The sequence below is a fragment of the Pseudomonas syringae CC1557 genome, from assembly GCF_000452705.1.
Taxonomy (GTDB): Bacteria; Pseudomonadota; Gammaproteobacteria; order Pseudomonadales; family Pseudomonadaceae; genus Aquipseudomonas; species Aquipseudomonas syringae_F.
Window position 1 is genome coordinate 4,026,654 of the sequence record NZ_CP007014.1, and the last position, 23,862, is coordinate 4,050,515.

At 59.2% G+C, this 23,862-nt stretch carries 19 protein-coding genes; 8 read left to right on the plus strand and 11 right to left on the minus strand.

The annotated features are described in order from the left end of the window. Nucleotides 1-15: 15 nt before the first annotated feature. The 7 genes from lpxK to N018_RS17740 form a co-directional block, all read right to left on the minus strand. A complete protein-coding gene (gene lpxK, locus N018_RS17710; protein WP_025390366.1) occupies nt 16-1,011 on the minus strand; it encodes a tetraacyldisaccharide 4'-kinase in 996 nt (331 codons plus the stop codon). Then, nucleotides 1,011-1,442, minus strand: a complete 432-nt coding sequence (locus tag N018_RS17715) for an ExbD/TolR family protein (protein WP_007253407.1) — start codon at nt 1,440-1,442, stop codon at nt 1,011-1,013. Before N018_RS17715 ends, lpxK begins: the two co-directional genes overlap by 1 nt. Continuing rightward, nucleotides 1,439-2,116, minus strand: coding sequence for a MotA/TolQ/ExbB proton channel family protein (locus N018_RS17720; RefSeq protein WP_024645714.1), 678 nt, complete (start codon nt 2,114-2,116; stop codon nt 1,439-1,441). Before N018_RS17720 ends, N018_RS17715 begins: the two co-directional genes overlap by 4 nt. An 80-nt stretch (nt 2,117-2,196) precedes the next feature. Continuing rightward, on the minus strand, nt 2,197-4,413 hold the full coding sequence (locus tag N018_RS17725; protein ID WP_025390367.1) for a DNA internalization-related competence protein ComEC/Rec2: 2,217 nt from the start codon (nt 4,411-4,413) through the stop codon (nt 2,197-2,199). A 136-nt stretch (nt 4,414-4,549) separates the two neighbouring features. Next, nucleotides 4,550-5,338 carry an ABC transporter permease gene (locus N018_RS17730; protein WP_025390368.1) on the minus strand — a complete coding sequence of 263 codons (789 nt, stop codon included), beginning with the start codon at nt 5,336-5,338 and terminating at the stop codon, nt 4,550-4,552. Then, nucleotides 5,335-6,267 carry an ABC transporter ATP-binding protein gene (locus N018_RS17735; RefSeq protein ID WP_024671866.1) on the minus strand — a complete coding sequence of 311 codons (933 nt, stop codon included), beginning with the start codon at nt 6,265-6,267 and terminating at the stop codon, nt 5,335-5,337. The genes N018_RS17730 and N018_RS17735 overlap by 4 nt, the downstream gene beginning before the upstream one ends. Nucleotides 6,268-6,454: 187 nt before the next feature. Continuing rightward, nucleotides 6,455-7,078: a glutathione S-transferase gene (locus N018_RS17740; protein WP_025390369.1), complete on the minus strand. Its 624-nt coding sequence runs from the start codon at nt 7,076-7,078 to the stop codon at nt 6,455-6,457. Between the two features lie 197 nt (nt 7,079-7,275). Here N018_RS17740 and N018_RS17745 point away from each other — a divergent pair, with 197 nt between their 5' ends. From N018_RS17745 to N018_RS17755, 3 genes are all read left to right on the plus strand, one after another. Next, nucleotides 7,276-9,723, plus strand: coding sequence for an acyl-CoA dehydrogenase (locus tag N018_RS17745; RefSeq protein WP_025390370.1), 2,448 nt, complete (start codon nt 7,276-7,278; stop codon nt 9,721-9,723). A 75-nt stretch (nt 9,724-9,798) separates the two neighbouring features. After that, complete coding sequence (locus tag N018_RS17750; protein WP_024645720.1) at nt 9,799-10,209, plus strand: PA2817 family protein; 411 nt, start codon at nt 9,799-9,801, stop codon at nt 10,207-10,209. Nucleotides 10,210-10,346: 137 nt separating this feature from the next. Continuing rightward, nucleotides 10,347-11,201, plus strand: coding sequence for a pirin family protein (locus N018_RS17755; RefSeq protein WP_024645721.1), 855 nt, complete (start codon nt 10,347-10,349; stop codon nt 11,199-11,201). Between the two features lie 42 nt (nt 11,202-11,243). Here the strand turns inward: N018_RS17755 and N018_RS17760 are convergent, their stop codons facing one another. Together N018_RS17760 and N018_RS17765 are read right to left on the minus strand one after the other, a co-directional pair. Next, nucleotides 11,244-12,428, minus strand: coding sequence for a patatin-like phospholipase family protein (locus tag N018_RS17760; protein ID WP_024645722.1), 1,185 nt, complete (start codon nt 12,426-12,428; stop codon nt 11,244-11,246). Nucleotides 12,429-12,458: 30 nt separating this feature from the next. Beyond that, nucleotides 12,459-13,391, minus strand: coding sequence for a lipid A biosynthesis lauroyl acyltransferase (locus N018_RS17765; protein WP_024645723.1), 933 nt, complete (start codon nt 13,389-13,391; stop codon nt 12,459-12,461). A 120-nt stretch (nt 13,392-13,511) separates the two neighbouring features. On the opposite strand from N018_RS17765, the gene minC reads away from it, so the two are divergent. From minC to N018_RS17790, 5 genes are all read left to right on the plus strand, one after another. Beyond that, the gene (minC, locus tag N018_RS17770; protein ID WP_025390371.1) at nt 13,512-14,252 is read left to right on the plus strand and encodes a septum site-determining protein MinC; all 741 of its coding nucleotides are present in this window, start codon (nt 13,512-13,514) and stop codon (nt 14,250-14,252) included. Nucleotides 14,253-14,483: 231 nt separating this feature from the next. Continuing rightward, nucleotides 14,484-15,296, plus strand: a complete 813-nt coding sequence (gene minD / locus N018_RS17775; protein ID WP_024645725.1) for a septum site-determining protein MinD — start codon at nt 14,484-14,486, stop codon at nt 15,294-15,296. Beyond that, on the plus strand, nt 15,296-15,550 hold the full coding sequence (gene minE / locus N018_RS17780; RefSeq protein ID WP_002552653.1) for a cell division topological specificity factor MinE: 255 nt from the start codon (nt 15,296-15,298) through the stop codon (nt 15,548-15,550). Before minD ends, minE begins: the two co-directional genes overlap by 1 nt. Before the next feature lie 90 nt (nt 15,551-15,640). After that, nucleotides 15,641-16,276 carry an RluA family pseudouridine synthase gene (locus tag N018_RS17785; RefSeq protein WP_024645726.1) on the plus strand — a complete coding sequence of 212 codons (636 nt, stop codon included), beginning with the start codon at nt 15,641-15,643 and terminating at the stop codon, nt 16,274-16,276. Nucleotides 16,277-16,890: 614 nt separating this feature from the next. Then, on the plus strand, nt 16,891-18,180 hold the full coding sequence (locus N018_RS17790; RefSeq protein WP_024643822.1) for a M18 family aminopeptidase: 1,290 nt from the start codon (nt 16,891-16,893) through the stop codon (nt 18,178-18,180). A 265-nt stretch (nt 18,181-18,445) separates the two neighbouring features. Here N018_RS17790 and N018_RS17795 read toward each other — a convergent pair whose 3' ends face one another. Then, nucleotides 18,446-22,495, minus strand: coding sequence for an Ice nucleation protein (locus N018_RS17795; protein ID WP_025390372.1), 4,050 nt, complete (start codon nt 22,493-22,495; stop codon nt 18,446-18,448). A 461-nt stretch (nt 22,496-22,956) separates the two neighbouring features. Then, nucleotides 22,957-23,676, minus strand: a complete 720-nt coding sequence (locus N018_RS17800) for a UTRA domain-containing protein (protein ID WP_024647697.1) — start codon at nt 23,674-23,676, stop codon at nt 22,957-22,959. Nucleotides 23,677-23,862: the final 186 nt, after the last annotated feature.

Consider the following 23,862-nt stretch of genomic DNA (forward strand, 5'->3'; position numbering starts at 1 on the left):
GAGATCCTGAAGCAATCATGGAGAAAGACGTAGCAGTTGCTCATCGAACCAGCCGACGAAGGCGTCGGAGGGTACTGCATCCACCGCCAGATACCACCAGTCTTCGGCTGCGAAAGCACGACATTTCACCGCATCCTTCTCGGTCATGACCAAGGGTAACGATGGGCTGAAGGTCAACGCCTGAGCACTGTAGACCGCATGGTCGGCAAACGCGTGAGTTACCGGTCGCCAGTGTAATCCTTCGAGGGTATTGAAGAAACGTTGCGGGTTGCCGATTCCGGCGACCGCATGCAGCGCCTGCCCGGCCGGAAAGTACTCTACCGGCTGGCGTTCGCCACTGCGCAGATTGATCAGCGCAGACGGTTTGAGGGTAAACGCATAGCCATCGGCGCGATCCGACGTCGCTCCGTTATAGAGCAAGGCATCGACACTGCCCAGGCGTTCGACCGGTTCGCGCAGTGGGCCGGCAGGCAGACAGCGACGATTACCCAGACCGCGAGCGGCATCGATCAGCACCAGCTCCAGGTCGCGAGCCAGGCGATAATGCTGCAGGCCATCGTCGGAAAGAATCAGGTCCAGAGGCTCGGCCGCGAGCAAGGCCCGAACGGCGCTGCTGCGGTCAGGATCGATCATCAGCGGGACACCACAGCGCTGCACGATGAGCAAAGGCTCGTCACCTGCCTCGCTGGCGCTTTGCCCGGGAAGAACGCGCCACGGCAGGCTTGGCGGCCTGGCGCCATAGCCGCGGCTGACAACACCCACTCGCAAACCGCGTCGACGGCAGTGTTCGATCATCCAGAGAATCAGCGGCGTCTTGCCAGTGCCGCCGATAGTGATATTACCGACCACGATTACCGGAACCGGAGCGCGATAGATATCACCCTCCCCGGCTAGAAAACGCGAGCGTTTACGATCGACAACCCGTCGGTAGAGGCTTTCCAGCGGACGCAAAAGTGTCAGCGCAGGGTGGCCTGTGTACCAGGCATCAAGCAAACGGTCGGTAAATGCCATCAGTTAGCCGATGTGGCCTCGACAGTGGTCATGCGCAAATGACTGAAACCCAGTTTTCCCGCTGCATCCATGGCCGTGATGACCGACTGATGCGGGGTCTTGCCATCGGCGCTGATCGACAGCGGCAAACTGGTATCGCCCGCCGACTCGCGCTGCAAGGCCTCGATCAGCGTGGCCAGGTCGTTTTTCGGCAACAACTGATTGTTCAGGGAAAAGATCCCGTCGGCATTGATCGCGATGTCCAGATGTTTCGCAGCGGCGTCCACCTCCGGCGTGCCGGTAACTGCCTGCGGCAGGTCCACGCGCAACTGGGTCTCACGGGTAAAGGTGGTCGTCACGATGAAGAACAGCAGCAGGATGAACACCACATCAATCAGGGAAACCAGATTGATGTCGATGTTTTCGCGGGGTCTGCGGCGGCGAAATTTCACTTTTTCTTGCTCCCGCCCGCCCTGGCCAGCGATTTGAGATCAACCTTGGCGTCAATCAGATCGACATCACGGTCGCCCTGCACGACTTCAACCAGACGAATGGCCTGCTGCTCCATGCCGACCACCAGCTCGTCGACACGGCTCTGCAGAAAGCGATGAAAGAAGATCGCCGGAATCGCGACGATAAGACCCGATGCCGTACAGATCAGCGCCTTGGAAATACCGCTTGCCAGCACACCGGCATTGGCCGTCGCGCCGGTACTGTTGAACGAACCGAAAATTTCGATCATGCCCAATACTGTACCGAGCAGACCAAGCAGGGGTGCCATTGCTGCAATCGAGCCCAGCGCGCTCAGGTAGCGTTCCAGATCATGAATAACCCTGGCCGCGGCTTCTTCGATGCATTCTTTCATGATCTCGCGACCATGCCTGGAGTTGGCCAGACCTGCAGCGAGGATTTCACCCAGCGGCGAGTCAGCACGCAGTTGCTTGAGCTTTTCGCTATCGAGCTTTTTTTCCTGAATCCACTGCCAGGCCTGTCCCAACAGATGCGGCGGCGCGATACGGCTGGCACGCAGTGTCCACAGACGCTCGATGATAATGCCGGCAGCGGCAATGGAACTCAAAATGATCGGCAGCATCATCCAGCCGCCAGACTTGACCAGTTCCCACACAGTGATCACTCCATCGAAAATTGGCGCCACTCTACCATAGGGTCGTTGAATGCCGAGCGCCCAGATCGATATCCATACGCTCAATCGCGCCAGAACCGCCGCTGCGCACGTTCTGCCCGGGGCGAGCCGAATGCACCCAGTTGCAGATGAATGGCGCCCAGCTCGGCGCTGTCATAACTCGATATGCCCAACCATCGATAACGCGTCATGACCGAAGGGTGCGGATGCCCGAAGGCATTGTTGCGCCCTCGGGAAATCACTACGCCGACGGGCGCTACAGCCTGAAGAAAGGGTTTCGAGGACGAGGACCGGCTGCCGTGATGTGGCGCCTGCAACCAGTGGGCGCGCAGGTCGAACCCGCTGTCGATGGCCGCACGCTCGGCATGCACATCGATGTCGCCGGTCAGCAACAGACGCTCGCCACCGGCATCGACGCTGAGGATGCAGGAGGCCGCATTACCATCGGGAGCCTGCTCCCAGCGCCATGTGGTGAATATCACGCCATCCCACTCCCAGCGCTCGCCGCTCTCGCACAGCCTTGCATCAAGTTGCGGGGCGAGCCTGGCCAGTTCACCGCCCAGCACCCTGGTCACGGGAAATGCCTGATGAACCGCCCGGGCACCACCGGCATGATCAGCGTCGGCGTGGCTGATCAGCATCAGATCAAGATGACGAACACCGGTCTTGCGAATGGCCGGTACGACCACCCGCTCACCGATGTCGAACTCACCGAAACGCGGGCCGGCGTCGTACAACAGCGTGTGATGACGGGTACGCAGGAGAATCGCCAGTCCTTGACCCACATCCAGTTGCAGTACGTCGACCCGCCCCGTCGGCACCGATTCTAGCGGCGGGAACACGCACAGCAACAGCAAGGGCCAGCCCAACGGACGCATCGGCACGCCCTTGGGCAGCAACAACAGCAAGGCCCCGAAAAGACTCAAGCCCCATGCCCAGACTGGCACGGCGCTGGGTAACCAGGCCGGCAGCGCTCCGGCGACCAGGGCGAGGAACACGAACAGCCATTCCAGCGCGCCTCCGGCCAGCCACAATAGACCTTCACCCAACACTGGGATGGGCAGCAGCAAGGTACCGATCAGTGCAGGCGGCAGGACGATCACGCTGACCCACGGAACAGCAATAAGGTTGGCAAACGGGCCACTGAGGCTGATCGGCAAGTTCAGCGCCAACAGAATCGGCAGCAGGCCTACGGCGATCAGCCATTGCGCACGGGTCCAGCTTTGCCACCCGCTCCAGGCACCCAGCCGGCCGCTGAAAATCAGAACCAGAATGCCGACCGCCGTAAAGGACAGCCAGAAACCCGGTTGCAATGTCACCAGTGGCTCAAAGATCAGCACCGTGTTGAATGACAGCAGCAACGGCCAGACCACACCCAGATGCCGAAAGCGTAAACGCCAGAGCAGCACCATGGCGACCATCACACAGGCACGCCGTACCGGCACGTCGAAACCAGCCAGCAACCCGTACCCCAACGCCGCAGCAAACGCCAACCCACACGCGCAGGGTAACCATGGCAAAGCGCGTGGCCACAGCCCCCAACGTGCCAAACCTGCCACCAGCGCGTAAACCACCCCGGCCAGCAGGCCGATGTGCTGACCGGAAATCACCAGCAGATGCACCGTGCCGGTGTCTTGCAGCACTTGCCAGTCGGTGCGCGACAAACCAGAGCCATCGCCCAGCACCAAGGCAGCCAGACCACCTTCTCTGCCCTGCGCATCGACGGCCAACAGCCGCTGACGAATGCCATCGCGCCAGGCACCGCGCGCTGGGGCCAGCCGCTGACCGTCTGCCACGGTGCCGGTAGCGCCGATACGCTGGGCCAGCAGCCAGGCCTGATAATCGAAGGCATCCGGATTGACCAGTCCGCCCGGACGCTTGAGTTTGACCGCCAGACGCCAGCGCTCGCCGCTACGTATCTCGGGGCCGACGTACCAGGCCAGGCGAATGCGCGCAGGCAGTTTCGACCGTCGTGAGCTGGCGTCCTCCAGCTCGAAACGCACCACGCCCTCGGCAACACTCGGCAAACCGACTATTTGGCCCTGTACCCACAGCGTCCGCCCGTCCAGCCGGGACGGCAGACGGTCATTCAGCGCCCACTGCGCTGAAATGCAGGCCCAAGTGAAACCGAGCAGAAACAACGCCAATGGATAAGTGCGAAACGGCAGCAGCATCAATGCCAGTACCGGCATCAGCAACAACAGCCAGGCAGGCGGCAACGCAGGCAGAAAACGCAGGGCAACAAGCCCCAGTGCGAGCGCGATCATCCCTGTGCGCATGAGGGTTCCTTGAAGCAGAAAGCCTTAAGGATTAGCGCAGTATCGGAACGTCAGAAAGGATGAAGTGTTGCAGCATTTGAAAGGAAAGGGATCAACACGGTTCGACCCGCCAGCCTGGCGGGTCGGGACCAATGTGTTACTGACGCATACCGCGCCCGCTCACCAGCAACCGTGCGCAACCGACGTACAGCACGATGGTCGCGACGATCATGAACGCCAGGGCGATGCTGATCTTGATGTCGGACACACCCAGAATGCCATAGCGGAAGGCGTTGACCATGTGCAGCACCGGGTTGGCCAGCGACACGGTCTGCCAGAACGGTGGCAGCAGGTTGATCGAGTAGAACACGCCGCCCAGATAGGTCAACGGGGTCAGAACGAAGGTCGGGATGATCGAAATATCGTCGAAATTACGGGCAAACACAGCATTGATGAACCCCAGCAGCGAGAAGATCGTCGCTGTCAGCACGACCACGATGATGGTCACGCCAAGGTGATGCACTTGCAGGTCGGTGAAGAACATCGACAGCAAAGTGACGATGAACCCCACCATAAGCCCACGCAGCACGCCGCCCAGCGTGTAGCCGATCAGGATGGTGTGCGGTGAGACCGGCGAGACCATCAGCTCTTCGATGGAGTGCTGAAACTTGGCACCGAAGAAGCTTGAAACCACATTGCCGTAGGAGTTGGTGATCACCGACATCATGATCAGGCCCGGCACGATGTACTGCATGTAGGTGAAACCACCCATGTCACCGATCTGCCGGCCGATCAGGTTACCGAAGATGACGAAGTACAGCACCATGGTGATGGCTGGCGGCAGCAGCGTCTGCGGCCAGATCCGCATAAAGCGATGGACTTCGCGATAGACGATGGTTTTCAGGGCAATCAGGTTGGGCCGCAGTTCGCCATTTTGCTCGATCATACCGCCACCTTCGCCAGGTTTTTCTCAACCAGAGACACAAACAACTCCTCAAGGCGATTGGATTTATTACGCAGGCTCAGCACTTCGATGTTCTGGAACGCCAACTGGCTGAACAACGCGGTGATGCCGACATTCTTGTCGACCTGGACTTCCAGGGTGTGGCTGTCCAGCAGGCGGCAGGGAAAACCGGGCAATTGCGGAGCGCTCTGCCAGGATTCCTTGAGGTCCAGCACGAACGTTTCGACGGTCAGCGTGGCGAGCAATTGCTTCATGCCGGTGTTTTGCACAATCACCCCATGGTCGATGATGCCGATGTTGCGGCACAGCTGCTCGGCCTCTTCCAGGTAGTGAGTGGTCAGAATGATGGTGATGCCCTTTCTGTTCAGCTCAGTGAGAAAGGTCCACATCGAGCGGCGCAGTTCGATGTCCACACCCGCGGTGGGCTCGTCGAGGATCAGCAGCCGCGGCTCGTGAATCAGCGCGCGGGCAATCATCAGACGTCGCTTCATGCCGCCGGACAGCGAGCGTGAAGGCACGTCGCGCTTGTCCCACAGGCCCAACTGGGTCAGGTACTGCTCGGCACGCTCCCTGGCGATCTTCGCCGGGATGCCGTAGTAACCAGCCTGAGTCACGACGATGTCGAATGTCTTCTCGAACTGGTTGAAGTTGAACTCCTGCGGCACCACGCCAATGCAGCGTTTCAGCGCAGCAGGCTCGCGATCCAGGTCGTGGCCGAAGATGTTCACCGTTCCGCTGGTCTTGTTGACCAGTGTCGAGATGATACCGATGGTAGTGGATTTGCCGGCACCGTTAGGGCCAAGCAAAGCGAAGAAATCACCTTCAGCCACGTCCAGGTCGATGCCACTCAAGGCCTGGAAACCGTTGCCGTAGGTTTTGGTGAGCTGCCGAATGGACAGAGCAGAAGACATAGAGGAAGGAATACCCATCAGGAAAAAGGAAATGAATCTGGCTGGAAACAGCCGCCGTCCGTAACGACCCAGCCAGGCAATGGTGCGTGGCCGGGCCGTTCAAGTACAGACACATCTGTTAATAGTACATATCAAGCGTCAGACATGGGCCCGACAAGCAACCCGGAAGCGCGTGAGTCGAACGCAGTCAGGTCAACGGGCTCATGACCGCCTTGCGATACGCCGGGCGGGCCTTGAGTCGCTCATACCAGGCTTGGAGGTGAGGCAATGGCGGACGTTCAATCGGCATTTCAAACCAGCTGTATGCAAAGCATCCCAGGGGAATGTCGCCCATGCCGAATGTCTCGCCGGACAGCCAGGGCTGACGGGACAGGGCGTCATCGGCGATCTGCAGCAGACTGTGCAGAGTTTTGATGCCCTGCTCAATGGCTATCCAGTCCTGCTTGTCGGCTGGCGTTCGCACCACACCCCAGAATACCGGGCTGATCGGACCGGCAATGGTCGACGTCGTCCAGTCCATCCACTTGTCGGCCAGCGCGCGCGCCTGTACGTCAGTTGGGTAAAGGTCGGAATCCGGAGCATAGCGGGCAGCCAGATAACGCACGATGGCGTTGGACTCCCACAGCACGAAGTCACCGTCCTCGATCATCGGAATACGGCCGTTGGGGTTCTTCGCCCGGTAGGCAGCCTCGTCGACCAGCCCGAATGCGCCACCGGCATCCTGCGTTTCGTACGCAACCCCGACTTCCTCGGCAATCCAGAGTGCCTTGCGCACATTGCTGGAATTTTTCCGTCCCCAGATCTTAAGCATTGCGTTCCCCTCGCTTAGCACCGAATGTATGAGAGTGTGTTGAGCAGTAATGTCCTGAAACCAACCGAACGCCAGTCTACCCGGATCCTGCGGCAACTTCCTCGCCAAGCGAGGGTCACTATCGATATCGCCTCGACACTGCCTGGCGATCAGTTCCTGACAGCTGCCAGGGCGGCTGTCATCACGGAGGAATACCTATGCTGTTGTTGTGGATTGTAGTGCTGGTCGTCGGCATTGCCTGGCTGGCTCACAGACGGACCGACCCGCTCCCGGCGCTTGGTGTAGTGGCTGTTTACCTGCTGGCCATGGGCGTTTTCAGCCACGCGCCAGGATGGCTGCTGACCGTATTCTGGCTGTTGTGGCTAGCGGTATTCATACCGCTGATACTGCCCGATCTGCGTCGCAAGCATTTCACCGCACCGATGTTCAGTTGGTTCCAGAAAGTGTTGCCGCCCATGTCCGAAACCGAGCGCGACGCGATCGATGCCGGGACTGTCTGGTGGGACGGCGAGCTGTTCAGCGGTCGTCCGGACTGGGACAAGTTACTGGCTTATCCAAAGGTCCAACTGACCGAAGAAGAGCAGGCCTTTATTGACGGCCCGACCGAAGATCTGTGTGCGATGGTCAGCGATTGGGAGATCGGTCAGGCGATGGACCTGCCGCCCGAAGCCTGGGCGCACATGAAAGAGCACGGTTTCTTCGCCTTGATCATTCCGAAAGAATTCGGCGGCAAGGGCTTCTCGGCGTACGCCCACTCTCAGGTTGCCATGAAACTGGCCACCCGCAGCGGCGATCTGGCGTCCACCGTGATGGTCCCCAACTCCCTAGGCCCTGCTGAATTGCTGCTGCATTACGGCACCGACGAGCAACGCAACCACTATCTGCCGCGTCTGGCTCGCGGTGAAGACATCCCGTGCTTCGCACTGACCGGCCCGCTCGCGGGCTCCGATGCAGGCGCGATGCCCGATACCGGCATCATCTGCAAGGGCCAGTGGCAAGGCGAAGAAGTCATCGGCCTGCGCCTGACTTGGGAAAAACGCTACATCACCCTCGGCCCGGTGGCCACCCTGCTCGGCCTGGCGTTCAAGGCTTACGACCCCGAACACCTGCTCGGCGAGGAAGATGACCTGGGCATCAGCCTCGCGTTGATCCCGACTGACACACCGGGCGTCGAAATCGGCCGTCGTCATCTGCCACTGGGGGCGGCGTTCATGAACGGCCCTAACTCGGGCAAGGATGTGTTCGTCCCGCTGAGCTACCTGATCGGTGGTCAGCCGATGCTGGGCAAGGGCTGGATGATGCTGATGAACTGCCTGTCGGTGGGTCGTTCGATCTCGCTGCCTGCGGTGGGCACTGGCGCGGCCAAGTACACCAGTCTGGTGACCGGCCAGTACGCCAAGGTGCGCGAGCAATTCAATGTGCCGTTGTCGGCCTTTGAAGGCATTCAGGAAGCGTTGGCACGGATCGGCGGTAACGCCTGGCTGATGGACAGCGCACGCATGTTGACCGCCAATGCAGTCGATCTGGGCGAGAAGCCATCGGTACTGTCGGCAATCCTCAAGTACCACCTGACCGAACGCGGCCGCGAATGCATCGGCCACGCCATGGACGTGCACGGTGGCAAGGGCATCATCATGGGCCCGAACAACTATCTGGGTCGCAACTGGCAAGGCGCGCCGATTTTCATCACCGTTGAAGGCGCCAATATTCTTTCGCGCAACCTGATGATTTTCGGCCAGGGCGCGATTCGTTGCCATCCGTTCGTACTCAAGGAAATGGCGCTGGCTGGACGCGAAGACAAACAACAGGCACTGGCCGAGTTCGACACCTTACTGCTCAAGCACATCGGTTTTGCAGTGAGCAACGCGGCCAGCACGCTGATTCTCAACCTCGGCTTCGGGCACTTTGAACGCGTGCCGGGCAACAGTCTGAGCCAGGGCTATTTCCGCGCACTGAACCGTCAGGCGGCGGCATTTGCCATGCTGGCGGATTTGAGCATGATGCTGCTGGGCGGCGAACTGAAGCGTCGCGAACGACTGTCGGCACGCCTGGGTGATGTACTCAGCCACATGTACCTGGCGTCGGCAGCCCTCAAGCGCTATCACGATCTCGGCTCGCCGGACCACATGAGCCCGCTGTTTCGCTGGGCAATGGAAGAAAGCCTTGGGCACTCGGAACGTGCGATGGACGAGATTCTCAGCAACTTCCCCAACCGGGTACTGGGCGGATTGCTACGTGCAGTAGTGTTCCCGTTCGGCCGTCGCCACAAGGGGCCATCGGACAAACTGGACGCCGAAGTTGCGCAAGTGCTGGGCCGTACCAAGGGCGATCCGACCCTGGAAGAGTTGCTGGCTGGCTGCTATCGCCCGCAATCGGCAGAAGACCCGGTCGGTGCATTGCAACATGCTGTCGATCTGCTGAGTACTGCTTACCCGCTGCACAAGAAACTGCAAGTGGCGCTCAAAAGTGGCCAGGTCAAACCCGAGGCAGGCGAGCACGCTATCGACGCGGCATTGCGCATCGGTGTGTTGCAGGCTGACGAGGTGCAGACCTTGCGTGCAGCCGAAGCGGCGCGTCGTGTGGTGATCGACGTGGACGATTTCGACAAGGAAGAACTGACCCTGACAGCGGGCAAAATCCGCTAACCATCAGGTCTTACCACACAGCAGGCGCGTAGAGCTTTATACTCTCGCGCCTGTTTTGCATTTGAGGATTACCCGATGGCCGACGCCACTCTCGACTACCAACTGGGCCTGCTGGCACATCTGCGCAGCATTCTGGTCGCGCTGGGCGAGGCCGAGCAGGTTCCGGAAGAAAGTCATGCGCTGTTCATGGAGCGCTTTGACGAACTGGTCGAACAACTGCCGCTGGACCCGATTGAAAGCCAGTACCTGGGCCAGGATATTCTCTGTCAGGTGATCCAGCGTTATCCGCAGATCGCCCATCTGGTGCCTCGCGACCTGCTGTGGTTCTTCGCCGGAGACTGCCTGCATTTCATGCCGGATGATGAGATCGAGCTGTATCAGGCGCTGGAAGAACGTCGCTACGAAGCCGAGCAGAACGATGAGCCGTTTGACTGGAATCAGGAAAAACAGCTGCTGGCGATGTCTGCGCAAGGCAGCACTCACTAACCTGCCCAGGCTGTTTCGACAGCCTTTTCGATGTATCGACAAATACGATCATTCCTGCCCGGGATTCGAATCTGTTTATCGATAATTCAGGCTTACCATGACACTCACTGTCACCTGATCAGGAGTGCTCTGTTTCCATGACTCAATTTCGTAAAGTGCTGTCCATCCATGCTGGCCAACCGGCGTCCGATGGCGCAGGTGTAAGCCTGACTCGCGTATTCGGCGGCCGGGGCGTAGAGCAATTCGACCCGTTTCTTATGCTCGACGAGTTCGGCTCGGACAAGCCCGATGACTACATTGCGGGCTTCCCGCCTCATCCGCATCGTGGTTTCGAGACCGTGACCTACATGCTTGAAGGCCGGATGCGCCACGAAGACCACATGGGCAATGTCGGCCTGCTGCAGAGCGGCGGCGTGCAATGGATGACCGCGGCACGCGGAATCATCCACAGCGAGATGCCTGAACAGGAAGAAGGCACCATGCGTGGCTTCCAGCTGTGGCTGAACCTGCCAGGCAAGAACAAGCTGGCTGACGCCAGTTATCAGGATATACAGCCGGAAAATGTTCCTCGCCTGACCACAGAGTCCGGTGTCGGGGTGGTGGTGATCGCCGGTCATTTCGATGACGGCAACCTTCGCCAGGCCGGCGCAGTGCAGCGCCCGGACACCGAGCCGCTGTATCTGGACTTTCATTTACCAGCTGGCAGCAGCATCAACCCCCAGGTGCCCGAAGGCCACCGCGCGTTGTTGTATGTGTATGAAGGCAGCATCGAGGTCGAAGGCAGCAGCCAATCGGTTGGTCTGCGTCAAATGGCGCGCCTGTCTGACCAGGGCGAGCTGCGGATCGGCAGTCCCGGCGGCGCGCGAGTGCTGTTGATTGCAGGCAAACCCCTGCTTGAGCCAATCGTCCAGTACGGGCCGTTCGTGATGAACACCAAGGAAGAGATCGAGCAGGCGATTCGTGATTTCCGGGAAGATCGTTTGACGGCTTGACCGGTCAAGCTGTCAAAACCCCCGGCTGCCTGCCCAGCCCGATCACTTCAGGCGCAGGAACCGCTTCAGTTCGGCGCCTTGGGCAATCGCATCATGACGACCGAGCTCGATCAACTCGCTGCAATAGCCCGATTCAAACAACAGATAACTGAGGACACTGGCACCGCTGCTCTTGGTCGCGCCCGGGCCGCGCAAAAAGGTGCGCAGTGCCGGTGGTAATTCGCGGCGGTGACGGGCGGCGATTTCGTCCAGCGGGCGGCTTGGGGAAATCACCAGTACTTCCACCGGCTCCATCCCCGGTTGCCTGATCTGCTCGTCGGGCAACAGCGCGCTGGCCGTGTTCAGCCGTTCCAGCAACTCGATATCGCTTTCCAGATTATCAATGAACGTGCTGTTGAGCATGTGACCGCTGATCTGCGCCAGAGTAGGCTGAACGCCGCTCGGCGGGCGCGGTGCAGGCCTTTCAGTCTTGAGCCCGCGCGGATTGCCGCTGACGCCCACCACCAGCACACGGTTGGCGCCGAGGTGCAGCGCGGGGCTGATCGGTGCGGACTGACGCACAGCGCCATCACCAAAGTACTCCTGATCCAGCATCACGGGGGCGAACAACAAGGGGATGGCCGAACTGGCCAGCAGGTGATCCACGGTCAGCTGTGTCGGCCGGCCGGTGCGCCGATGACGCAGCCAGGGCTCTATGGTGCCCCGACCTTGATAGAACGTGACCGCCTGCCCCGACTCGTAGCCGAAAGCTGTTACCGCTACCGCGCGCAGATGGTGGGCGTTGATGGCGGCTTCGATCCCGGAAAGGTCCAGTCGCTCATTGAGCAGGTCACGTAGCGGCGAGCTGTTGAGCAAGGCCACCGGAATGTTGCGCCCGAAGCCCATCAGGCTGCGTCCGAAAAACCGGCTGGCCTGATGAATCACACCCGACCAGTCGCTGCGCAATACCTGATGACTGCGAAATGACTGCCAGAACTCGGTCAACTGGTGAATGGCGATGCGAAAATGCAACGCACCGCTGGCCAGCTTCACGGCATTGATTGCGCCAGCCGACGTACCGACGATGACCGGAAAGGGATTGGGCGAGCCGGCAGGCAACAGGTCGGCGATACCTGCAAGGACCCCCACCTGATAGGCGGCACGCGCGCCGCCGCCGGACAGAATGAGCCCGGTTACAGGCTCGACATGACTGCTCACTACGTTGTTCTGAACGGCAGGATCTGGCATCTACAACTGACCTCGGTGATCGAAGACGCTTTATTTATGCTTGGTGTATAGCTTCGGTTCACCTGCCGGTCGACTTTTGAAACGTCGATGGGCCCAAAGATATTGTTCCGGGCATTCGGTAATGGCCTTTTCTACCCACTGGTTGATGCGCAGGCAATCCGCTTCGTCGCTCTCACCCGGAAAATCTTCCAGCGGAGGATGAATCACCAACCGATAACCACTGCCATCGGCGAGACGCTGCTGGGTGAACGGCACCACTTGCGCACGACCCAATCGGGCGAACTTGCTGGTGGCGGTCACCGTCGCGGCCTGAATACCGAACAGTGGCACGAACACGCTCTGTTTCGCGCCATAGTCCTGATCCGGCGCGTACCAGATGGCACGTCCGGCGCGCAGCAACTTGAGCATGCCGCGCACATCGTCGCGCTCGACGGCCAGGGAGTCGAGATTGTGACGCTCGCGACCACGACGCTGAATGAAGTCGAACAGCGGGCTCTTGTGCTCGCGGTACATGCCGTCGATGGTGTGCTGCTGGCCCAATAGCGCCGCGCCGATTTCCAGCGTGGTGAAGTGCAATGCCATCAGAATCACGCCCTCGCCCTTCTGCTGAGCCTGTTGCAAATGTTCAAGCCCTTCGACATGGGCCAGCTTTGCCAATCGCGCTCTGGACCACCACCAGCTCATGGCCATTTCAAAGAAGGCGACACCCGTGGAGGCAAAGTTTTCCTTCAGCAGGCGCTTGCGCTCGGCGGCGGACAACTGCGGGAAGCACAGCTCCAGATTGCGTGAGGCGATATTTTTTCGATCAGTGGCCACGCAATACATGATCGCGCCCAACGCACGACCCATGACCAGCAAGACCCGAAACGGCAACTGGACAATCAGCCACAAAAGCCCCAGCCCCAGCCACAACGGCCAGAAACGGGGGTGAAGGAAACTGGCTTTAAAGCGCGGGCGATCCATTTGGGCTTCCGTCAGAACAAAGGCCGCGCATTCTACAACGGTTCGACCCGCTTGCGGCTCGCGGGCGTTCTCGCTATAAGTCTCGGCACTTTTAGCGACAAGCTGTTGTGTATATCAACCATGAGCCAGATTGAATCGCAAAACCCGGAACCCGTATTTCAGCTCAAGGGCAGCATGCTCGCCATCACCGTGATGGAGCTGACCCGAGCCAACCTCGAAGCGCTCGACAGGCAACTGGCGGCGAAAGTGGCGCAGGCCCCCAATTTCTTCAGCAATACACCGTTGATTCTCGCGCTCGACAAGCTCGCCCCCCACGAAGGGCCGGTGGATTTGCCCGGTCTGGTGCGCATCTGTCGCCAGCACGGCCTGCGTACCCTGGCGATCCGTGCCAATCGTATCGAAGACATCGCTGCGGCCATCGCCGTCGATCTGCCAGTGCTGCCGCCGTCCGGTGCCCGCGAGCGCGTGCTGGACCCGGTCGAAGCCGAAGCGCCGAAAAAGGTCCCGGAAAAACCGCCTGAACCCATCATCAAGCCGACCCGCGTGATCACCGCTCCGGTACGCGGCGGCCAGCAGATCTATGCCCAGGGTGGCGATCTGGTCGTGGTCGCTCCGGTCAGTCCCGGTGCGGAACTTCTGGCCGATGGAAACATCCATGTGTACGGCCCAATGCGCGGCAGGGCACTGGCAGGTATCAAGGGTGACACGCGGGCACGGATCTTCTGCCAGCAACTCAGCGCCGAGCTGATTTCGATCGCCGGGCAATATAAGGTCTCCGAGGACCTGCGCCGGGACCCGTTATGGGGCTCGCCGGTCCAGATAAGCCTTTCCGGTGATGTGTTGAACATCATTCGTCTTTAACGGATACTGCCGCAATTTTCAAAGTGTCTCTGATTCGTCGCGAAAAGGTCGTCAAGGCGGTAGGAAATCCTGAAAAACGTTGTTTTTCAGTCGGTATATGAGTTGAAAGTAGTAGCCGGGTGCTAGCTTTCCAGGACCATGCCTGTTGATTTCCAGAATTCTTCGACCCACGTTGCGTCACGAGATGCTCTTCAGGGACTAAACGTCCTTTTCATCTAGGGGTGATTCACCTTGGCCAAGATTCTCGTAGTTACATCCGGCAAGGGTGGTGTGGGCAAGACCACTACCAGCGCCGCCATCGGTACAGGTCTCGCACTGCGTGGCCACAAGACAGTCATCGTCGACTTCGACGTCGGCCTGCGTAACCTCGACCTGATCATGGGCTGCGAGCGTCGTGTGGTGTATGACTTCGTCAACGTGGTCAATGGCGAAGCCAACCTGCAGCAGGCCTTGATCAAGGACAAGAAGATCGAGAACCTGTTTGTTCTGGCCGCGAGCCAGACCCGTGACAAGGATGCACTGACCAAGGAGGGCGTTGAAAAAGTCCTCATGGAATTGAAGGAAACCTTCGAATTCGTGGTTTGCGACTCGCCGGCCGGCATCGAGACCGGTGCTCATCTGGCGATGTACTTCGCCGATGAAGCGATTGTCGTGACCAACCCTGAAGTTTCGTCGGTACGCGACTCTGACCGCATGCTGGGGCTGCTGGCCAGCAAATCGCGTCGCGCCGAACTGGGCCAGGACCCGATCAAGGAACACCTGCTGCTTACGCGTTACAACCCTGAGCGCGTCAGCAAGGGCGAGATGCTGGGCGTGGAAGACGTCAAGGAAATCCTCGCTGTGACCCTGCTGGGCGTGATTCCAGAGTCCCAGGCGGTTCTCAAGGCGTCCAACCAGGGCGTGCCGGTCATTCTGGATGACCAGAGCGATGCAGGTCAGGCCTATAGCGATGCGGTCGACCGCCTGCTGGGCAAAACACTTGAGCACCGTTTTCTGGATGTGAATAAGAAAGGATTCTTTGAACGTCTGTTCGGGGGTAAATGATGAATATTTTTGACTTCTTTCGTGACCGCAAAAAAGAAAGCACGGCCTCGGTAGCGAAAGAGCGTCTACAGATCATCGTTGCCCACGAACGTGGCCAGCGGAGTACCCCGGACTACCTTCCTGCGTTGCAGAAAGAGCTGGTGGAAGTGATCCGTAAATACGTCAATATCGAGTCTGATCAGGTTCAGGTCGCTCTGGAAAGCCAGGGCAGCTGTTCGATTCTGGAACTCAATATCACCCTGCCAGATCGCTGATCCGGCAGTCGCTGGCGGCGGTATCGGCGCACTTCTGCGGAAGCTGCGCCTTTACCGCCGTTGGCGTTTCTAGCGTTTCGAGGCCGTTGCATGCCGTTGTCGAACATCCGCATCATCCATCAGGACGCTGCCGTTCTGGTGATCGATAAGCCTACCCTGCTGCTTTCCGTCCCCGGCCGCGCCGATGACAACAAGGATTGCCTGATTACCCGCCTGCAGGAAAACGGTTTTCCCGAGGCCCGCATTGTCCATCGTCTGGACTGGGAAACGTCCGGGATCATCCTGCTGGCGCGTGATGCCGACACGCATCGCGAACTGTCGCGTCAGTTTCATGACCGCGAAACCGAAAAAGCCTACACCGCACTGTGCTGGGGCCAGCCGTCGCTGGACAGCGGCAGCATCGACCTGCCCTTGCGCTACGACCCGCCGACCAAGCCGCGCCATGTGGTGGACCACGAAGGCGGCAAGCATGCGCTGACGTTCTGGAAGGTTGTGGAGCGGCATGACACGTACTGCCGCGTCGAGCTCACGCCGATCACCGGCCGCTCGCATCAACTGCGCGTGCACATGCTGTCAATCGGGCATCCGCTGCTGGGCGATGGTCTGTACGCCCACCCCGAGGCGCTGGCGGCGTATCCGCGCCTGTGCCTGCATGCCAGCATGTTGAGCTTCACGCATCCGGGTACCGGCGAGCGTCTTACCTTCGAATGCCCTGCGCCTTTTTGATCTGAATGGGTACTGAGCAACACACTGACACTCTTGCCCACGCAAAGCACTGAGCTTTGAACACTGAGCTTTGAACATCGTGCCAATGCTCTGCGTTGGCATGCATTTCGTGACGCTCCGCGTCACAGATATCCGATACGGCGTAACGTAATGCCTTACCCCGTAGCAACTGCCAAAGAAACGCTTTTCGATCGCAATGGTACTGACGACGCAGAGTGCGACGTAAGTGACGGCTGAGTCCTGACACTGATCCGGGGGTAGCTCGGCAGGACGCCGAGCAAGCCGCACCGGGCCATGGATGGCCCGTTGCGGCGACCCCCGGATCAGTGTCAGGACGAAGGAACCCGACGAAGTCGGGCCGGAAACGGAGCCAGGGGGTTTGGTTACTTTGGCCCCATCAAAGTAACTCGCCGAGGGGCGAAAAGGTGACTTGAGTCGAGCCTCAAACCCACTGACATCACAGAACCGCTGTGTGACGCAGAGCGTCACGAAGCGCATGCACCTCAGAGCGTTGGCACGAGAGCCCGTCGGGCTTGGGTATCTCGATAAGCGCAACCCAAGGCAGCAAATCATCCAATGCGGTAAACTCGCGCCATTGCTGTCTGGAGCTATTTATGCGCGACGAGTTGAACAAAGGCCTCATCGATTTCCTCAAGGCTTCCCCTACCCCCTTCCACGCCACCGCCACCCTCGTGCAACACCTCGAAGCTGCCGGGTTTCAGCGGCTGGACGAGCGTGACACCTGGGCCGTCGAAACGGGAGGTCGTTACTATGTGACGCGCAATGACTCCTCCATTGTCGCGTTCAGAATGGGCCGTCAGTCACCACTGACCGGCGGTATCCGCATGGTCGGCGCGCACACCGACAGCCCCTGCCTGCGGGTCAAGCCGCAACCCGAGTTGCAACGTCAGGGTTTCTGGCAACTGGGTGTCGAAGTCTATGGCGGCGCACTGCTGGCACCGTGGTTCGACCGCGATCTGTCGCTGGCCGGCCGGGTCACGTTCCGCCGCGACGGCAAGGTCGAAAGTCAGCTGATCGACTTCAAATTGCCGATTGCGGTCATTCCCAATCTGGCCATTCACCTGAATCGCACGGTTAACGAAGGCCGTGCCATCAATCCGCAGACCGAGCTGCCGCCGATTCTGGCGCAAGTGGCCGGTGACGAGCGCGCCGACTTCCGCGCGCTGCTGACTGACCAACTGGCACGCGAACATGGCCTGAACGCCGATGTGGTGCTGGATTACGAGCTGAGCTTCTACGACACCCAAAGCGCTGCCATCGTTGGCCTGCATGGCGATTTCCTCGCCGGTGCGCGCCTGGACAACCTGCTGTCGTGCTTTGCCGGGCTGCAAGCGTTGCTCAACACTAACAGTGACGAAACAGCGCTGTTGGTCTGCACTGACCACGAAGAAGTCGGATCGTCCTCGACCTGTGGCGCAGATGGCGCAATGCTGGAACAGATCGTCCGGCGCCTGCTGCCGAGCAGCGAGGATTATGTGCGGACCATTCAGAAGTCACTGATGATCTCCGCCGACAACGCACACGGTATACACCCCAACTACGCCGACAAACACGACGCCAACCATGGCCCGAAACTCAATGCCGGGCCAGTGATCAAGGTCAACAGCAATCAGCGCTACGCCACCAATAGCGAGACCGCCGGTTTCTTCCGCCACCTGTGCATGGCCGAAGAGGTTCCGGTGCAGAGCTTTGTGGTGCGCAGTGACATGGCCTGCGGTTCGACCATCGGACCGATCACCGCCAGCCATCTGGGCATTCGCACGGTCGATATCGGTTTGCCGACGTTTGCCATGCACTCGATCCGGGAACTGGCCGGCAGCCACGACCTGGCGCATCTGGTCAAAGTACTCGGCGCGTTCTATGCCAGCCATGAGCTGCCGTAACTGCTGCTGCCACTACTGAGGCGATCATCGACAACGTGAGGGCGGCCTGCCGCCACCACGTATCGGTGCTGACGCTCGGCAAACTGCCCATTGAAAGAAATAAAATCTTGCCAGTTACAACGATAAAAAAGATGCTGTGGTCTGTGGCATCCCGAGCCACCAGCGTGCAATAAATAGTTATTCGTTTATAAAGGGACTTCATGTCCCGAACCCCATCGACGGACCCTGTCGATGATTCAGTAGTGGAATGCCCACATAAAGCTGGCTATTCGACCTCGATCCAGTCGTCGTCCTCGTCGGATTTATCGACAATATCGTCATCTTCGTTCACGTAATACGGTATGTCGGCGTCAACACCGTTCTCCCCCGTTTTGGCAACCAGTTGCCTGTACCTCTTCCCGTCCCAGCGTCTGAAAATCAGCGTTGAGTCTTCTCCAGCCGAGAGCGTCGAGCCTTCACTGCCAATAAGTTTGCTACGAGCGCCTGCCGTCAAGATACTGTTCTTTCCAGCGGTCAATCTGCTTTCGTCTCCCGCCATCAGGGTGCAGTCATGCCCACCGGTCAGCTTGCTTCTATCGCCGGCGGTCAGATAACTGTTATTACCGGCCAGTAGTTTGCTGCGGTCACCCGCCGTCTGATTACTGTCTGCACCGGCAATCAACCTGCTGCGATCACCTGCCAGCTGTACGCTACCCGCACCGGCAATCAGCGTGCTGCGAAAACCTGCTGTCTGCGAGCTGCCCTTGCCGGCGATCAGCATGCTTTTATTTCCGGCGACCTGAATGCTTTCATGGCCTGCAATCAACGAGCTGCCATAACTTGCAATCTGGTTACTGCCGTAACCCGCAGTCAATGTGCTGCGAATGCCCGATGTAAGGCTACTGCCATAACCGGCGATCAAAACACTGCGAAGTCCTGCGATCAGCGTACTGCCATAACCTGCCGTCAGGAAACTTCTGATTCCACTGGTCAGGGAGCTGCCATAGCCGGCGATCAATGAGCTGTCTTGCCCGGCCGTTGCAGTGCTGCCGTAGCCCGCAGTGAGTGAGCTTCCGTACTCTGCGGTCTGAGTACTGCCGTAGCCGGCCGTGAGGGTACTTTTATAGCCTGCTGTCTGCGTACTGCCATAACCCGCGATCAGCGAGCTGGCAAAGCCGGCGGTCGAAGTGCTTCCATAGCCGGTGGTGAGCGAGCTGTTTTCCTGTGCGGTTTGCGTACTGCCGTAACCGGCGGTCAAGGTGCTCTCGTAACCTGCCGTCTGTGTGCTGCCATAACCCGCAATCAACGAACTCGCATAGCCGGCGGTAGAGGTGCTTCCATAACCTGTCACCAGGTCACTGCGCTCCTGCGCGGTTTGCGTACTGCCGTAGCCAGCGGTCAACGTGCTCTCGTAGCCTGCTGTCTGTGTACTGCCGTAACCCGCGATCAGCGAGCTGGAATAACCCGCGGTGGAGGTACTTCCGTAACCGGTGGTGAGCGAACTGTTTTCCTGCGCGGTTTGCGTACTGCCATAACCGGTCGTCAACGTGCTCCCGTAACCCGCCGTCTGCGTACTGCCATAGCCGGCGATCAAGGAACTGGAGTAACCCGCAGTCGATGTGCTTCCATAGCCTGCAACCAGGTCACTGCGCTCCTGTGCCGTCTGTGTACTGCCATAACCGGCAGTGAGTATGCTTTTGAAACCTGCCGTTTGGGTGCTGCCATATCCGGCGATCAGCGAACTGTTTGACCCTGCCGTTGAAGTGCTGCCATAACCTGTAACAAGGTCACTGTGTTCTCGGGCCGTCTGTGTACTGCCATAACCGGCGGTCAGCATGCTTTTGTAGCTCGCGGTCTGGGTGCTGCCATAACCTGCGATCAGCGAACTGCTTGAGCCTGCGGTTGCAGTACTGCCATAACCCGCAATCAGGTCGCTGCCATCCCTGGCCGTCTGAGTACTCCCATAGCCAGCGGTCAGGATGCTTTTGTGGCCCGCTGTCTGTGTACTCCCGTACCCCGCGATGATGAAGCTCTCATGACCCGCAGTGCCTGTACTTCCATAGCCGGTAGTGAGGTTACTGGCAGCCCCGGCCGTTTGCGTACTGCCGTAGCCTGACGTGAGTACGCTACCCTGCTGTGCGGTCTGGGTACTGCCATAACCTGCAGTAAGCGAGCTTTCACTGCCCGAGGTCTGCGTGCTTCCGTAACCAGCGATCAGCGAGCTTTCAGCGCCCGCAGTTCCCGTACTTCCATACCCGGCCGTCAGGGTGCTGCCTTCACGGGCAGTCTGGGTACTGCCATAGCCTGCGGTCAGTGAGCTGTCGCTGCCGGAAGTCTGCGTGCTGCCGTAACCGGCGATCAACGAGCTGTCAGCGCCTGCCGTGCCGGTACTGCCGTAGCCCGCCGTCAGATTGCTGCCCTCTTGAGCGGTCTGGGTGCTGCCGTAGCCTGCCGTCAGAGCACTATCGCCCCCTGAGGTTTGTGTGCTGCCGTAACCGGCGATGAGCGAGCTGTCGGTCCCGGCTGTTCCGGTACTGCCATAGCCCGCCGTCAGATTGCTGCCTTGCTGAGCCGTTTGTGTGCTGCCATAGCCTGCCGTGAGCGAACTGTCACTGCCCGAGGTTTGCGTGCTGCCGTAACCGGCGATCAGCGAGCTGTCGGAACCTGCTGTCCCGGTACTGCCATAGCCGGAAGTCAGGTTACTTCCCTCTTGAGCAGTCTGCGTGCTGCCGTAACCAGCGGTGAGTGAGCTGTCTCCACCCGAGGTTTGCGTGCTGCCGTAACCGGCGATCAGCGAGCTGTCGGAACCTGCTGTCCCGGTACTGCCATAGCCGGAAGTCAGGTTACTTCCCTCTTGAGCAGTCTGCGTGCTGCCGTAACCAGCGGTGAGTGAGCTGTCTCCACCCGAGGTTTGCGTGCTGCCGTAACCGGCGATCAACGAGCTGTCGGAGCCGGCCGTTCCTGTGCTGCCATAGCCCGCCGTCAGGTTGCTGCCTTCCTGAGCAGTCTGGGTGCTGCCGTAGCCTGCGGTAAGGGCGCTGTCACTGCCCGAGGTTTGCGTGCTGCCGTAGCCAGCGATCAGCGAGCTGTCGGAACCTGCTGTCCCGGTACTGCCATAGCCGGAAGTCAGGTTACTTCCCTCTTGAGCAGTCTGCGTGCTGCCGTAACCAGCGGTGAGCGAGCTGTCTCCACCCGAGGTTTGCGTACTGCCGTAACCGGCGATCAACGAACTGTCGGAGCCGGCCGTTCCTGTGCTGCCATAGCCCGCCGTCAGGTTGCTGCCTTCCTGAGCAGTCTGGGTGCTGCCGTAACCCGCCGTGAGCGAGCTGTCTTCTCCGGAAGTCTGAGTACTGCCGTAACCGGCGATCAAGGAGCTGTCCGAACCCGCCGTGCCGGTGCTGCCATAGCCCGCCGTCAGGTTGCTGCCTTCCTGAGCTGTTTGTGTACTGCCGTAACCCGCCGTCAGCGAGCTGTCCCCGCCTGAGGTTTGTGTACTGCCGTAACCGGCGATCAGCGAGCTGTCCGAACCTGCCGTGCCGGTGCTGCCGTAGCCCGCCGTCAGGTTGCTGCCTTCGCGAGCGGTCTGGGTGCTGCCGTAACCCGCCGTCAGCGCGCTGTCCCCTCCAGCAGTCTGAGTGCTTCCATAGCCTGCTACCAGCGAGCTGTCGGAGCCGGCGGTTCCTGTACTTCCGTAACCGGCAATCAGATCACTGTGATTGCCAGCAGTTTCGGAACTGCCATAACCGGCAATGAGCCGACTGTGATTGTCGCCACTCAACGTGCCGCCGTAAGTGGCGGTCTGCAACGTCTGCGGCGTCGTCACTGGCAGGTTGCTTGCTGAAGGGGCAGCCGCGCTGACCAACGCCACATCGAACACTTCATGACTGGGCTGTTCGGCCGCAGATACCGCGAAGCTTGCTGGTGTTGGCGTCAGAGTTGGCGTTGGTGTCGGCGTCAACGTTGGCGTTGGCGTTGATGATGACGTCGGTGGCGTGGATACATAGTCGGCCTGACGTGCCGAAATGAAGTGTGACGCGCTGATCCTGTCACCGACATGAACCACTTCGGCTCGCGGAAACTTGACCATTCCCGGCTCTTCCAGAGCAATGAGGTCTGCAACAGCGACTTCACAGACAATCCATCGAGCGTCAGCATGCACACTTAGAAAAGCGCTGCTTCCAGCGCCCCACAGTAGACCGACCAGACCATTCTCGTGCCGCCGGGTTGACTGCCAGTATTTGGATTCAACCGTCCCGGAAGCGGGCCATATAAGGCCGCAATGATCGGCCATGTTATTTGCACAGGTCCGCAGCACCAACGCCTTGTCTAGGTTCATTACAGCATCCTCATAGTTCCTTTAAATAAAAGCAGCTGCACTCATTGAGCATTGCTTTACAGGACAACTGCCGTGTCAGCCTTTACGCCACAGCGGAACGACGCACAGGAAATAAACCAACTAACCAGTGCACATCCTTCCGTACTAAAAAGCTAACACAACGAACTAGCAAATATTAATTAATATTAATTTTTCCGTATATTTTTTACACTAAATTAGAATGATTACTCTGGAAAATATCATGGCAAAATCGAACTAATCTACGCCCACCCCATAAAAGTCAATAGAAGAATTTCCATTAATTTTTTTTGTTAATTAAACGCATGCATTACACAAATCCTATTAAGCCGGCTGTAGACTTCGCGCACCTTAGATGACCGGAATGAGTATTTACTTATAAAAAACAAGCAACTAACGACCGTGCGGGCCACGCTTGGCAAGAGAGTTTGCAGTACGAGCACTCAGTCGCCATGCACCTCGGCGCGCACATGAATCGCATCGTGGCGCCAGTACTCCAGATCGCAGTCAATCAGCCGGTCTTTGCGGTCGTAATTGACGCGCGCAATGCGCAGCCCTGGGCTGCCGAGGGAAACCTTAAGAGCAGCGGCTGCCTCGGCGTGCAGCGCAGTGGGGACCATGTCGAAGCGCACCTGACCGTAGTGAAGGTCATAACACCGTGCATAGAGCTCGGTAAGCGACTCGTTCAGATCATGTTCGAGAATGCCGGGGAACACTTCCGGCCTCAGGTAGTGCTCGACGTACAGCACCAGACGCTGATCGATACGCCGCGCACGACAGATCTGGATCACGCTCGACAGCGCTGGCAGCTCCAGCATTTCGCAGATCATCGCCGAAGCCGGTTGCAGACGAGCCGAAAGCAGCTGAGTGTGAGCCACTCTTCCCTGCGCGCAGACCATCGCATGAAAATGACTGCGCCGAATCAGGTCGTAGGCCAGCCGCGGCGGCGAGATGAACCAGCCACGCCGCTCCTCACGATAAATCAGCCCCTGAGCCTCCAGTTGCAGGAGGGCTTCACGCAGGGTAATGCGGGTGGTGCCGAACACTTCACTGAGCTTGCGTTCGGCAGGCAGTTTGCTGCCGTGCGGCAACAGGCCATGTTCTATCTGTTCCTGCAAAGCCTTGCAGATAGTGGTTACCGCTCGTGGCACATCTTCGCGCATTCCTGTACCTGCCTGGACTAGACCAGCTCTCTTGCGGGGCACCTATCAGTGCCATGCCCACTGTGAACTCCCTCGCTGCAAGCCTAGGCTGGCTACATGACCGTCCTGTGACATGACTAATCACAATTCATGCCAGACGGCGCTGAAAAAGCCCTGAAACCCTTGTCAGGCAGGCATTTTGCAATG